13 protein-coding genes and 1 pseudogene are annotated in these 13,703 nt (G+C 29.5%); all 14 read left to right on the plus strand.

The genetic code is table 11. The features are described from left to right. Window positions 1-21 precede the first annotated feature (21 nt). Window positions 22-1,785 carry a peptide chain release factor N(5)-glutamine methyltransferase gene (gene prmC / locus Q1J60_RS07410; RefSeq protein ID WP_300260279.1) on the plus strand — a complete coding sequence of 588 codons (1,764 nt, stop codon included), beginning with the start codon at window positions 22-24 and terminating at the stop codon, window positions 1,783-1,785. 56 nt (window positions 1,786-1,841) lie between these two features. Further along, window positions 1,842-2,924, plus strand: a complete 1,083-nt coding sequence (prfA, locus tag Q1J60_RS07415; protein ID WP_300260284.1) for a peptide chain release factor 1 — start codon at window positions 1,842-1,844, stop codon at window positions 2,922-2,924. A gap of 79 nt (window positions 2,925-3,003) precedes the next feature. Then, window positions 3,004-3,594, plus strand: coding sequence for a hypothetical protein (locus tag Q1J60_RS07420; protein ID WP_300260286.1), 591 nt, complete (start codon window positions 3,004-3,006; stop codon window positions 3,592-3,594). Between the two features lie 21 nt (window positions 3,595-3,615). After that, entirely contained in the window at window positions 3,616-4,668 is a 1,053-nt protein-coding gene (locus Q1J60_RS07425) for an L-threonylcarbamoyladenylate synthase (protein WP_300260289.1), read from the plus strand. 260 nt (window positions 4,669-4,928) lie between these two features. Next, window positions 4,929-5,378, plus strand: a complete 450-nt coding sequence (rpiB, locus tag Q1J60_RS07430) for a ribose 5-phosphate isomerase B (RefSeq protein WP_300260292.1) — start codon at window positions 4,929-4,931, stop codon at window positions 5,376-5,378. Between the two features lie 48 nt (window positions 5,379-5,426). Continuing rightward, on the plus strand, window positions 5,427-6,056 hold the full coding sequence (gene upp / locus Q1J60_RS07435; RefSeq protein WP_300260295.1) for a uracil phosphoribosyltransferase: 630 nt from the start codon (window positions 5,427-5,429) through the stop codon (window positions 6,054-6,056). 66 nt (window positions 6,057-6,122) lie between these two features. Next, window positions 6,123-7,277: a non-hydrolyzing UDP-N-acetylglucosamine 2-epimerase gene (gene wecB, locus Q1J60_RS07440; protein WP_300260298.1), complete on the plus strand. Its 1,155-nt coding sequence runs from the start codon at window positions 6,123-6,125 to the stop codon at window positions 7,275-7,277. Window positions 7,278-7,543: 266 nt separating this feature from the next. Further along, a complete protein-coding gene (locus Q1J60_RS07445) occupies window positions 7,544-8,722 on the plus strand; it encodes an acetyl-CoA C-acetyltransferase (RefSeq protein ID WP_300260300.1) in 1,179 nt (392 codons plus the stop codon). Between the two features lie 880 nt (window positions 8,723-9,602). Then, window positions 9,603-9,971, plus strand: coding sequence for an ATP synthase subunit I (locus tag Q1J60_RS07450; protein ID WP_300260303.1), 369 nt, complete (start codon window positions 9,603-9,605; stop codon window positions 9,969-9,971). 51 nt (window positions 9,972-10,022) lie between these two features. Then, window positions 10,023-10,697, plus strand: a complete 675-nt coding sequence (locus Q1J60_RS07455; protein WP_300260306.1) for a F0F1 ATP synthase subunit A — start codon at window positions 10,023-10,025, stop codon at window positions 10,695-10,697. Window positions 10,698-10,754: 57 nt separating this feature from the next. After that, window positions 10,755-10,973 carry an ATP synthase F0 subunit C gene (atpE, locus tag Q1J60_RS07460; RefSeq protein ID WP_011592986.1) on the plus strand — a complete coding sequence of 73 codons (219 nt, stop codon included), beginning with the start codon at window positions 10,755-10,757 and terminating at the stop codon, window positions 10,971-10,973. Between the two features lie 98 nt (window positions 10,974-11,071). Beyond that, entirely contained in the window at window positions 11,072-11,551 is a 480-nt protein-coding gene (locus Q1J60_RS07465; RefSeq protein WP_300260308.1) for a F0F1 ATP synthase subunit B, read from the plus strand. A gap of 2 nt (window positions 11,552-11,553) precedes the next feature. After that, window positions 11,554-12,093 (plus strand): annotated as a pseudogene (locus Q1J60_RS07470) (F0F1 ATP synthase subunit delta). 10 nt (window positions 12,094-12,103) lie between these two features. After that, a complete protein-coding gene (atpA, locus tag Q1J60_RS07475; protein WP_300260311.1) occupies window positions 12,104-13,612 on the plus strand; it encodes a F0F1 ATP synthase subunit alpha in 1,509 nt (502 codons plus the stop codon). Window positions 13,613-13,703: the final 91 nt, after the last annotated feature.

Raw genomic sequence — 13,703 nt, forward strand, 5'->3', positions numbered from 1 at the left:
TGAAAGGACAGGGTTAAAATTATGAGAAAATGCCAAGTTGGCGGTCAAGCAGTACTAGAAGGCGTTATGATGAGGGGGAGAAAAGGGACAGCAACAGCTATTAGAACACCAAGTGGGAAAATAGAAGTTTCTTTTGAACAAACAATACCATATACTAAAAAAAATAAATTTTTAGGACTACCTTTTATAAGAGGATTTGTTACACTAATAGAATCTTTAATTGTTGGATTAAAGTCTCTAAGCTATTCTGCTAGTTTTTTTGAAGATACAGAACCTTCAAAATTTGAGGATTGGATTAATGAAAAATTTGGAGACAAAGCTAACAATATAATAATAACATTAACAATGATGCTTTCAGTTTTTTTTGCAATAATTTTATTTGTGGCAATACCAACAGGAATAACATTTCTTTTAAAGAAAATTAATTTTCCTCAATGGAGTTTAAGTATTATTGAGGGTGGAATTAGTATAGGGATACTTTTAGTATATATGTATCTTATGGGTAAAATGGAGGATATAGAAAGAACATTTCAATATCATGGTGCAGAGCATAAAACCATTTTCTGTTATGAAAATGAAGAGGAATTAACTGTTGAAAATGTTAGAAAATATCAAAGATTTCATCCAAGATGTGGAACAAATTTCTTGTTTTTAGTTGCTATAGTAAGTATTTTTATATTTTCATTTACAAAATGGGATTCAGTTTTAGAGAGAACGGCAATGAGGATAGCACTGTTACCTGTTGTATCTGGAATAACTTATGAACTTATTAGATGGCTTGGTAAATCAGAAGGAAAAATAGCTAAAATAATAGCATCACCAGGTTTAAGGCTTCAAAAACTGACAACAAGAGAACCAGATGATTCTCAAATAGAGGTAGCTATAGCTTCTTTAAGGAGGGCTGAAGGATTGAAAGAACCAAATAAAAAAGTTGGAGAATTATTAGCTTTAGGAAATGAAACTTTAAAAGAAGTTTCAATAGATACTTATATATTAGATACTCAATTATTACTAGGAAAAGTTCTTGAAAAAGATAAAATATGGCTTATTACTAATAAAAATGAGGAAGTTCAAAAAGCTGATGAAATACACTTTCTAAACTTATTAAACAAAAGGAAAGAAAAAATGCCAATGCAATATATTTTAGAAACATGTGAGTTTATGGGCATGGATTTTCATGTTGAAAAAGGAGTTTTAATTCCAAGGGGAGATACTGAAATAATTGTTGAGGAAGTTTTAAATAATATAGAAGAAGATGCGAAAATAAATCTTTGTGATTTATGCTGTGGAAGTGGAGCTATAGGTTTATCATTAGCTAATTATAGAAAAAATATAAAGGTAGACTTAATAGATATTGATGAAATTCCAGAGAAAGTAACAAGAAAAAATATAAGAGAGTTTAAACTTTCTGATAGATGTGGATTTATTAAAAGTGATCTTTTAAAAGAAGTTATTGAAAAAGAAAAGAAATATGATGTTTTAGTTTCAAATCCACCATATATAAGAACAGAGGTTATAGATACATTGATGGAAGATGTTAAAGACTATGAACCTCACTTAGCTTTAGATGGAGGAGGAGATGGATTAATATTTTATAGAAGAATTGTTGATGAAGCTTTAAAAGTTTTAAATGAAAATGGAATACTTGCTTTTGAAATTGGACATGATCAAGGGGAAGATGTTAAAGATTTAATGATTGAAAATGGATATAAGGATGTTAAAGTTATTAGAGATTTAGCAGGTCTAGATAGATGTGTTATAGGAAGAGTGAGCCTTGAAAGATAGCAATGTAATGTGTTATAATTGTAAAATATGAAAATCTGTATACGGAGTGATAATAGATGATACTTGATAGATTAAATTTTATTGAAAATAAATATGATGAACTTTCAGTTAAAATTAGTGATCCTTCAATAATGGCTAACCAAAAAGAATGGAGAAAGCTTTGTAAGGAACATGCTGACTTAGAAGTTATAGTTGGTAAGTACAAGGAGTACAAAACTGCAACTGAAGATTTAGAAGCTAACAAAGAAATGCTTTCAGAAGAAAGTGATCAAGAAATGAGAGAAATGATTAACTCAGAAATAAAAGAGTTAACAGAAAGAAAAAAAGAATTAGAAGACGAAATACAAATTCTTTTATTACCAAAAGACCCTAATGATGAAAAGAACGTATTCGTTGAAATCAGAGGTGGTGCAGGTGGTGATGAGGCAGCATTATTTGCAGCCAATTTATTCAGAATGTACACTAAATATGCTGAGAAAAATAGATGGAAAGTTGAATTAATGAGTACAAATGAAACTGATATAGGTGGATTTAAAGAGGTTGTATTCATGATAAAAGGTGCTGGAGCTTACTCAAAACTTAAGTACGAAAGTGGAGCACACAGAGTACAAAGGGTTCCAGATACAGAGAGTTCAGGAAGAATACATACATCAACAGCTACAGTGGCAGTTTTACCAGAGGTTGATGATGTAGAAATAGAAATAAATGATAAAGACATAAAAATAGATGTATTTAGAGCATCTGGTAATGGTGGTCAGTGTGTTAATACAACTGACTCAGCTGTAAGATTAACTCACTTACCTTCAGGTATTGTTATTTCATGTCAAGACGAAAAATCACAGCTTAAAAACAAAGAAAAAGCTATGAAAGTTTTAAGAGCTAGATTATATGAGCAAGCAGAAGCTGAGAGATTAGCAGGAATTGCGGAAGATAGAAAGAGTCAGGTTGGTACTGGAGATAGAAGTGAAAGAATAAGAACTTACAACTATCCTCAAGGAAGAGTAACAGATCACAGAATAAACATGACTTTATATAAATTAGATAGTTTCTTAGATGGTGATATAGATGAGATATTAAATGCTCTAATCACTGAAGATCAAGCTCAGAAGATGAAAGCTATGGGTAATACTGAATTTTAATATATAAAGCCTTACATTAATAATGTAAGGCTTTAAAAATATTTATTTTAAATATATTAATTTAAAGAGGGACTTACTTATGAATATAGATAAAGCTATAAAAAAGCAAAGAAAATCATATAAAAGATTTATGATTCTTATGGTAATAATTCTTACTTTGTTACCTCTTTTAGTTTGGTATTTTGAAGTTTATAAAGAATTTTTGATAGTTTATTTAATTTTTCTAGAAATATTTATAGTCATTGTTATGATTAAAAATTTTAATAATATAAGGTTAGAATATACTTTAGAAAATGGAATTTTAAAAATAAAACCTAATATTTTATCTAAAGCAAAGACAGTTTATTGTGATAGAGTTAAGTTAGTACATACAGAAAATAAACTAGAAGATATGAAGATAATAATTATTTTCTCTAATAAAGGAAGAAAAGATAAGTTTGGAAAACCTGTTGGAGAATATTTTTGTAAGGCTTATCCAGAATTAAGTAGAGATTATAAAAAGATGGTTAAATTAAATAAAGAAACTCAATATTATTATATAATAGTAAAAAGAGGAGCTTTAAAAAAGTTAAAACTTTTAGATGATATATATAAAAATTGTGTAACAGCAATTTATACTAATGAAAGTATAGAAAACATAAAAATTGCTAGAGGACAAACGAATTTATAAAAATGAAGGTGATATTGTTTTATGAAAACAAAGGTACATTTTATAAAAGATATAAATAAAGACATAAAACATTTAGAAGAAGCTGCAGAAATAATAAAAAAAGGTGGAATAGGGGCTTTCCCTACTGAAACAGTTTATGGCTTAGGTGCAAATGCTTTAGATGGAGAAGCTGTTACAAAGATTTTTGAAGCCAAAGGAAGACCACAGGATAATCCTTTAATAATTCATATAGCTAATAAAGAGGATATTGAAAAATATGTTGAAGAAGTACCAACTTATGGAAAAGAACTTATGGATAGATTTTGGCCTGGGCCTTTAACAATAATATTTAAGAAAAAAGATATAGTTTCAGACATAACATCTGCTGGGTTAAAAACCGTGGGAGTTAGAATGCCAAATGATGAGGTGGCATTAAAGCTAATTGAATTATCAGAAGTTCCAATAGCAGCACCATCGGCAAATATATCAGGGAGACCAAGTCCAACTGATGTTGAAAGATGTGAACAAGATTTAAATGGAAAAGTTGATTTTATTCTAGGTGCAGAAAAAAGTGAAATAGGTGTAGAATCAACAATAGTAGATGCAACTGGGGAGCATTTATGTATTTTAAGACCAGGCGGAATAACTTTAGAAATGTTAAAAGAAGTTGACAAAGAAGCTTATATTGATAAAGCAATACTTTCAACTTTAGATAAAAATGTTAAGCCAAAAGCACCAGGAATGAAATATAAACACTACGCTCCAAAGGCAAAAGTGAAAATGGTTCAAGGTTCAACAAATAAAATGGTTGAAAAAATTAGAGAAATGGTGCATAATTACATAGATGAAGATTTCAAGGTTGGAATTATGGCTACAGATGAAACTATGAATATGTATAATGAAGGAATAGTTAAATCTTTAGGAACAAGGGAAGACCTGACGTCAGTAACTAAAAATTTATTTGAGATGCTTAGATCTTTTGATGATTTAGGAGTGGATATTATAATAACAGAAGCTTTTGATGAAGAAGGTTTAGGATTTACAATAATGAACAGGTTAAAAAAATCTTGTGGATTTGATATAACTGTAGTTTAGAAATATATGTGAAAGGAGCTAGATAAGCATGATGCTTTGGAAAAATAAAAAATATTTTGATTTTTCATTTTTAAAAAATTTAATATTTTCATTTTTTGAAGATTTAGTGTCTTTATTTAGTTTTCTTTCAATTAATAAGAAAAAGTGCTTTTTTAATTGACTTGCTATTTGATTTTTAAATTTAAGTAGTATTATTAGTCATTTGAAAAGCACTTTTTTTGAAATATATATTTAATACAAGGCATATGGAGGTTAGTGAAATGAAAATAGCAATAGGTTGCGATCATGGTGGTTTTAATTTAAAAAACACAATAATAAAACATTTAGAAGAAAAAGGAATAGAAGTTAAAGATTTCGGTACATATAGCACTGATTCATGCGATTACCCAGATGTTGCACTTCCAGTTGCAGAAGCGGTTTCATCAAAAGAGTTTGAATATGGAATATTAATATGTGGAACTGGTATAGGAATATCAATATCAGCAAACAAGGTTCCAGGAATAAGAGCAGCACTTTGTTCAGATACTTTCAGTGCTCATGCAACAAGACAACATAACAATGCAAATATATTAGCTATGGGGGAAAGAGTTGTAGGATCTGGATTAGCTTTAGACATAGTTGATACATTCTTAGCTTCAGAATTTGAAGGTGGAAGACATCAAAATAGAATTGATAAGCTAAGTGCAATAGAAGAAAAATATTCAAAATAATAATAAGTTTAAAAATAATTTATATATAGATTCTAGGAGGAAGATAAAATGAGTAAAGTAACAGAAATAACACATCCACTTATATTACATAAGTTAGCATTTATAAGAGATAAAAATACAGGTTCTAAAGATTTCAGAGAATTAGTAAGTGAAGTTTCTATGCTTATGGCTTATGAGGTAACAAGAAATCTTCCAATGGAAGAAATCGAAATAGAAACTCCAGTTTGTAAAACTAAGTGTAAGGTTTTAGCTGGTAAAAAAGTTGCTATAGTTCCAATATTAAGAGCTGGCTTAGGTATGGTAGATGGTATGTTACAACTTATACCTGCAGCAAAGGTAGGACATATAGGATTATACAGAGATGAAGAAACTCTTCAACCTGTTGAGTACTTCTGTAAATTACCACAAGATATAGCTGAGAGAGATATAATAGTGGTAGATCCAATGTTAGCTACTGGTGGTTCAGCTGCAGATGCTATAACTTTATTAAAGAAAAGAGGAGCTAAGCAAATAAGACTTATGTGCTTAATATCATCACCAGATGGAATTGAATTTGTACAAAAAGCACATCCAGATGTTGATATATATGTTGCATGCATAGATGAGAAATTAAATGAGCATGGATATATAGTTCCTGGATTAGGAGATGCTGGAGATAGATTATTTGGAACAAAATAGGTTATAATTAAAATAGCTACTTATTAAATAAGTAGCTATTAATTATTTTTTTGGAGGTAATTATTAATGGATAAGATAAAAGTTTTAACGATCTTTGGAACAAGACCAGAAGCTATAAAAATGGCACCATTAGTAAAAGAGTTAGAAAAAAGACCTGAAATAGAGTCAAAGGTTTGTGTAACAGCTCAACACAGAGAGATGTTAGATCAAGTTTTAACTTTATTTGATATAAAACCAGATTTTGATTTAGATATAATGAAGAACCGTCAAACATTAACTGGAATAACAAATAGAGTTTTAGAAGGGTTAGAAAAAGTATTTACAGAAGAAAAGCCAGATATGATACTTGTACATGGTGATACAACTACAACTTTTGCTGGTGGATTAGCAGCTTTTTACCAACAAATAAGAGTAGGTCATGTTGAAGCTGGACTTAGAACATTTGATAAGTATTTCCCATTCCCAGAGGAAATGAATAGAAAGTTAACTGGGGCTTTAGCAGATTTACACTTTGCTCCAACTCAAGGTTCAAAAGCCAACCTTTTAAGAGAAGGAATAAATGAAAATGATATAAAGGTTACAGGAAATACTGTAATTGATGCTATGGAACATACTGTTGATAATAACTATGTTTTTGAAAATGAAGAATTAAATAACATAGATTTTGAAAACAAAAAAGTTATAATGATAACTGCACATAGAAGAGAAAACTGGGGAGAAGGTATAGACAACATCTGTACAGCATTAAATAAAATTGTTGAATATAATAAAGATGTTGAATTAGTTTATCTTGTTCACTTAAATCCTGTAGTAAAGGATGTAGTTTATAAAAATCTTGATGGAAAAGAAAGAGTGCATCTTCTACCTCCACTAGATACTAAAGAAACACATAACTTAATGAATAAATGCTTTATGGTTATGACTGATTCAGGTGGATTACAAGAAGAAGCACCTCACTTAGGAAAACCAGTATTAGTTTTAAGAGATGTTACTGAAAGACCAGAAGCTGTTAAGTCAGGTACAGTTAAGTTAGTAGGAACTGATATTGAAAAGATATTATCAGAAGCTAATACTTTAATAAATGATGAAAAAGCTTATGCAGATATGAGTAAAGCAGTGAATCCATATGGAGATGGAAAAGCTTCAGAAAGAATAGTAAAAGCTATTTTAAATTACTTTGGAAAAGATGAAGAAGTTGTAGAAGAATTTGTTAGTAAGTAAAGTTTGTTAAAAAACTAAATAAGTATAATTTGAATAAATGGAATTAAAATACAGATATTTAGAATATTATAGAAATTTTAATAATATATTTCTATTGTTATTCTAAAATATCTGTATTATTTTTTTGAAAAACAAAAAAATAATAAAAACTTTGTTTAAAATTTAACGAAATCTATTGAAACTTAAAAATTTTAAATATATAATTAAATCAGTTAGAAAATTTAAATATATTTGATAATTTTTTACCTAAATGGGAGGTTTTTGATATGAGAGAGGTAGTTATTGCAAGTGCAGTAAGAACAGCATTAGGATCATTTGGTGGTACATTAAAAGATGTTCCAGCAGTAGATTTAGGGGCTTTAGTAATTAAAGAGGCTTTAAACAAAGCAGGAGTTAAAGCAGAAAATGTTGACGAAGTTCTAATGGGTAATGTTATCCAAGCTGGATTAGGTCAAAACCCAGCTAGACAAGCATCAGTAAAAGCTGGTTTACCAGTTGAAATTCCAGCAATGACAATAAATAAAGTTTGTGGTTCAGGATTAAGATGTGTAGCTTTAGCTGCTCAAATGATAAAAGCAGGAGACGCTGACGTAGTAGTAGCTGGTGGTATGGAAAATATGTCACAAGGACCATACGTTTTAAAAACAGCTAGATTCGGCCAAAGAATGGGCGATGGAAAAATGATAGATACTATGGTAAATGATGCATTAACAGATGCATTTAATGGATATCATATGGGTATAACTGCTGAAAATATAGCTGAACAATGGGGATTAACTAGAGAAATGCAAGATGAATTCTCAGCAAATTCTCAAGCTAAAGCAGAAGCCGCTATAAAAGCAGGAAAGTTCAAAGATGAAATAGTTCCAGTTGTAATTCCACAAAGAAAAGGTGAGCCAATAGTATTTGATACTGATGAATTCCCAAGATTCGGAACAACTGTTGAAAAATTAGGAAAATTAAGACCAGCATTCAAAAAAGATGGCACAGTTACTGCAGGTAATGCTTCAGGTATAAATGATGGAGCGGCTGCATTAGTAGTTATGAGTGCTGAAAAAGCTAAAGAATTGGGAGTAACTCCAATTTGTAAAATAGTTTCATATGGTTCAAAAGGATTAGATCCATCAATTATGGGATATGGACCATTCTATGCTACTAAAAAAGCTTTAGAAGGAACTAATTTAACTATAGATGATTTGGATTTAATAGAAGCTAATGAAGCTTTTGCAGCTCAAAGTTTAGCAGTTGCTAAAGATTTAGGATTTGATATGAATAAAGTTAATGTAAATGGTGGAGCTATAGCTTTAGGTCATCCAGTTGGAGCTTCAGGAGCTAGAATATTAGTTACATTAATCCACGAAATGATGAAGAGAGATGCTAAAACAGGTTTAGCTACACTTTGTATAGGTGGAGGAATGGGAACTGCTTTAATAGTGGAAAGATAATAAGTTTAACATTATTATATATTAAAAGGTGTTATCAAATTGATAACACCTTTTATTTTATAAATAATTTCATTATATTAGCGTATGATTTTTTTGCTTTAAAGAGCTATGATATTTTTATGATTTATGTTAATTAGTATTTTATTATAAGAAGTAATACATCTAATAAATTAATTAATGATTTTATGTTCATGAATTAATTGATATTTTAATATTCATAAAAAATAATCAAAATTAATTATAAAATTTTAAGTTTATTGGAATTACTTAGTCAATTAATGTTTAGAATTTTAAATATATATCAGTAATTGTTTATATAATGAATAAATAAACTAGTTTGTGAAAAAATGAGTGTATAAATTAAATCACTTTTTGTAGAAAAAGGATGAATGATAAAGTTAATAATAGAAAAAAATAGATAGAAAGTGCATAAAATCATTAAAAAAATAAAAAAATAAAAAAAAAATATAAAAAAATGTGAATAAATATTAAAAAGGTTATTCAAAACCTTTTAAGCTGTAAAGTTTATTCTAAATAATGGTTTGAAATTTTTTACGCAAAAATAGGGTTAAAAGTTATAATTTAATAACAAAAACTTTTAAAAAAGGATTTCAAAATCGAAAATAGTAATCGAAAATTAACTTGAGATAAGCAATAAAAGATTAAAAATTCAGAAAAATGAAATTTGATCAAAATAAATATTCAAAAAACTTCAAAAAAAGAGTAAATAAGAGTTTATGAGAGTAAAAATGAAGGAAGTATATAAAATCACTTTAAAATATTAAAATATTAATAAATATAAGCAAAATTTAAATTTTATTAATATTAAATTCAGGAATATAATTAGTAAAGTAACATTGCGGAACTATGGAGGTTATAAGTGAACGCTAAAATTAAAAGCTTAGTTTTATCAGTAATGAAAACTAATATTTTATTAACGGTAATAGCAACCCTAGCAATTAGTTTATTTAATTTGAAATTAGGGGTGGCTTTTTTAGTTGGAAGTATAGTTGCTACAATTAACTTTACTGTTAATGCAATTGTAATCCACAAGGTCATTAAAAAAAGACGTGGAGCTTTAAAAATTCAATTGAGCTTTGTACTTAGAATGTTGATGATTCTTGCATTTACTTTAGTATTTATGAGAAGTGTTGAGGAGTTAGCATTTTACTTAGTCGGGTTCATAGCACATCAGATATCAATATTTATTTATACAAGAAAGAATAAGGCCTTATCAAACGTAAAATAAATATTTATATACATATATAAATTAATACTAAGATAGAAAGGGAGTGATTCCGTGGATATCTTTGCACCAATGTTTACAGTTAAGATTGGTAGTTTGACAATTACTAGTACAATAATATTTCAATGGGCAGCAATGCTTGTTATAACAATATTTGCTATTTTATCAACTAGAAATCTTAAAAATAAACCAGGCAAGTTACAAGTTGTTTTAGAGTCACTTTATCAAACAATTTATAACTTGGTAAAGAGTAACATGGGGGAAAATTATATCAGCTTTGTACCATACATAGGAACATTAGCGATATTTTTACTTGTTTTAAACCTTTTTGGATTAATCGGGCTTGCACCTCCAACTCAAGATTTAAGTGTAGCAGTAGCGTTAACAATTACTTCCTTTGTCGTTGTTCATGTTAATGCAATATACAGATGTCATATTGGAGGATATATTAAAGGATACTTTAAGCCTTATCCAGTAATGTTACCTTTAAATATAATGGAGAGAATAATTTTCCCAGTTTCTCTTTCACTACGTTTATTTGGTAATATGTTAGCTGCCACTCTATTAATAGATCTTATGTATTCAGGTCTAGCTCATATAGGATGGATAGCTCAAATAGGTGTGCCAATAATAGCACACAGTTTCTTCGATGTATTTGATGGAACAATACAAATGATAGTATTTACAATGTTAACAATGGTAAATATCAAAATGTTAGCAGATCACTAAGAAAAAACAAAATAATAAATCAACTGAATTGGTTTGATTTAAAAGGAGGACTTTCTAATGGATATGAAGTTATTAGCAGCAGGTATCGCTGTATTAGCAGGTATAGGAGCCGGAATTGGTATAGGTATTGCAACAGCAGGAGCAATAGAAGCAACTGCAAGACAACCAGAGGCATCAGATAAAATACAAAGTTTATTCATCATGGGAGCTGGTCTTTCAGAGGCAACAGCTATCTATGGATTAGTAATTTCAATAATCTTATTATTCGTTGTTTAATATCAAGATACGTACTAATTTATTAAGAACTTGTAGTAATTAATAAAAAGAGAATAGAGTTAATATAATTGACTCCGAAGGGAGGCTGTGATTGATATATGGAATTAGATTTTATGAGAATATTAGCTACAATCATTAACTTTATCATATTAATTCTTATACTAAAACATTTTTTCTGGGACAAAATCAAAAAAGCTATTGATGCAAGACAGGAAGCTATAGATGAAACAATCTTACAAGCTGATGAAGATGCAGAGAAGGCTAGAAGATTAAGATTAGATAATGAGAGAATTCTTAAGTCTGCTAAAGAAGAAGGTAGAAAATTAAGAGAAGATCAGAAAAAAGAAGCTGACAGAATTTATAAAGAAATAGTTGATGATGCTCATAAAGAAGCTGAGGCTGTATTAAATAGAGCTAATATTGAAATTCAAAGAGAAGAAGAAAAAGCAAAATACGAATTAAAACAACAAGCAGTTGAGTTATCTTTAATGCTTGCAGAAAAAGCTCTTGGCGAAAGCATAGATGAGAATAAACATAGAGATTTAATCAATGATTTTATTGAAAAGGTAGGTATCTAATTATGTATGAATATTTAGATCGTAGATATGCCTTAGCTCTATATGAAGTCGCAGAAGAGAAAAATAAAGTTGATGAGTACATGAATGATTTAAAAGAAGTGTGTGACATAATTTATGGAAATAAAGATTTCTATGAAATTATAAAGCACCCTCAAATCAGTACTGTCAGAAAAAAGAAAACTTTCAAAAACATATTTGAAGGTAAAATAGATGATGAATTACTTTCATTCTTAATGATTCTTATAGAAAAAGATAGAATACTTTATTTAAAAGAAAAGTTAAACCAAATGGAAAAAATTCATAGAGAAAGAAACAATACTTTATTAGCAGAAGTTAAGAGTGTTGTTCCACTGACATAAGATGAAGTTCAAAGACTTGTAGAAAAGTTAGAGAAAAAATATTCAAAGAAAATATTATTGAAGCAAGAATTAGATAATAGTATCATAGGTGGACTTTTTGTAAGAGTTGGCGATGATGTTATAGATGGTACTATAAAAGCTAAACTTGATGATATGAAACAGATAATGCTTAAGAGAGAATAGAGGTGAGTCTATGCATATTAAACCAGAAGAAATAACTTCTATAATCAAGAATGAAATAAAAAATTATGAAAAAGAGTTAGAAACTGTGGATTCTGGTACTATCATTCAGATAGGTGACGGAGTTGCCAGAGTTTATGGACTAGAAGATTGTATGGAAGGTGAGCTTCTAGAATTCCCTAACCAAGTTTTCGGTATGGCTCTTAACTTAGAGCAAGATAACGTTGGATGCGTTCTTTTAGGATCTGAAGAAGGTATAAAAGAAGGAGATATCGTTAAAAGAACTGGAAAAATCGTTGAAGTACCAGTAGGTGAAGAGGTAATAGGTAGAGTTGTTAACTCATTAGGTCAACCTATAGACGGAAAAGGACCTATCAAAAATGATGGATACAGAGCTATAGAAATCCCAGCACCAGGAATACTTGAAAGAAGTTCTGTTAATGAGCCTCTACAAACAGGTATTAAAGCTATTGACTCAATGATACCAATAGGTAGAGGACAAAGAGAGTTAATTATAGGAGATAGACAAACAGGTAAAACTGCTATAGCTATTGATACTATAATCAACCAAAAAGGTAAGGATGTTATTTGTATATATGTTGCTATTGGACAAAAACAATCAACTGTTGCAAATATAGTTAATACATTAACTGAAGAAGGAGCTATGGACTACTCAATCGTAGTAAGTGCATCAGCATCTGAATCAGCACCATTACAATACATAGCACCATATGCAGGATGTACTATGGGTGAGTACTTTATGAATAAAGGAAAACATGTATTAATAATATATGATGACTTAAGTAAACACGCTGTTGCTTACAGAACAATGTCATTATTAATTAGAAGACCACCAGGAAGAGAAGCTTACCCAGGAGATGTATTCTACATCCACTCAAGATTACTTGAGAGAGCGGCTAAGTTATCAGAGAAAAATGGTGGAGGCTCATTAACAGCACTTCCAATAATTGAAACACTAGCTGGAGACGTAACTGCTTACATCCCAACTAACGTTATATCAATAACAGATGGACAGATATTCTTAGAAACTGAGTTATTCAACTCAGGACAAAGACCAGCTGTTAACCCTGGTATATCAGTTTCAAGGGTTGGAGGAAATGCACAGATAAAAGCAATGAAACAAGTTTCAGGTACATTAAGACTTGAACTTGCTCAATATAGAGAGTTAGCATCATTCGCTCAATTCGGATCAGACCTTGATAAAGATACTCAAGCAAGACTTGAAAAAGGAAAGAGACTTATTGAGATCTTAAAACAAGATCAATATAAACCAATGGCAGTTGAAAAACAAATAATGATTATATATGCTGCTGTTAATAATTTCTTACTTGATATACCAGTTCAAGATATTAAGAAATTCGAAAAAGAATTCTTAGAGCATATGGATACTCATCATAGAGAAGTTGGTAAAGATATTATAGAGAAGAAAGTTTTAAATGATGAAATAAAATCTGCTTTAGAAAGCGCTATAGTAGAATTTAAAAAAATATTCTTAATGTAAAATAAGAGCATAGCTTTTTAATTAAAGCTATGCCCACATTTTTAAGAATGGAGGTGGAGCTTAAATGGCAGGTGCAGGACTTTTAGAAATT

Source organism: Clostridium sp., from assembly GCF_029258205.1.
Classification (GTDB): Bacteria; Bacillota; Clostridia; order Clostridiales; family Clostridiaceae; genus Sarcina.

Coding starts and splice junctions, on each gene's coding strand:
- Q1J60_RS07465 (WP_300260308.1), top strand. CDS start 11,072: ATGGAATTAGATTTTATGAGAATATTAGCTACAATCATTAACTTTATC.
- Q1J60_RS07445 (WP_300260300.1), top strand. CDS start 7,544: ATGAGAGAGGTAGTTATTGCAAGTGCAGTAAGAACAGCATTAGGATCA.
- upp (WP_300260295.1), top strand. CDS start 5,427: ATGAGTAAAGTAACAGAAATAACACATCCACTTATATTACATAAGTTA.
- rpiB (WP_300260292.1), top strand. CDS start 4,929: ATGAAAATAGCAATAGGTTGCGATCATGGTGGTTTTAATTTAAAAAAC.
- atpA (WP_300260311.1), top strand. CDS start 12,104: ATGCATATTAAACCAGAAGAAATAACTTCTATAATCAAGAATGAAATA.
- Q1J60_RS07420 (WP_300260286.1), top strand. CDS start 3,004: ATGAATATAGATAAAGCTATAAAAAAGCAAAGAAAATCATATAAAAGA.
- atpE (WP_011592986.1), top strand. CDS start 10,755: ATGGATATGAAGTTATTAGCAGCAGGTATCGCTGTATTAGCAGGTATA.
- Q1J60_RS07425 (WP_300260289.1), top strand. CDS start 3,616: ATGAAAACAAAGGTACATTTTATAAAAGATATAAATAAAGACATAAAA.
- prmC (WP_300260279.1), top strand. CDS start 22: ATGAGAAAATGCCAAGTTGGCGGTCAAGCAGTACTAGAAGGCGTTATG.
- prfA (WP_300260284.1), top strand. CDS start 1,842: ATGATACTTGATAGATTAAATTTTATTGAAAATAAATATGATGAACTT.
- wecB (WP_300260298.1), top strand. CDS start 6,123: ATGGATAAGATAAAAGTTTTAACGATCTTTGGAACAAGACCAGAAGCT.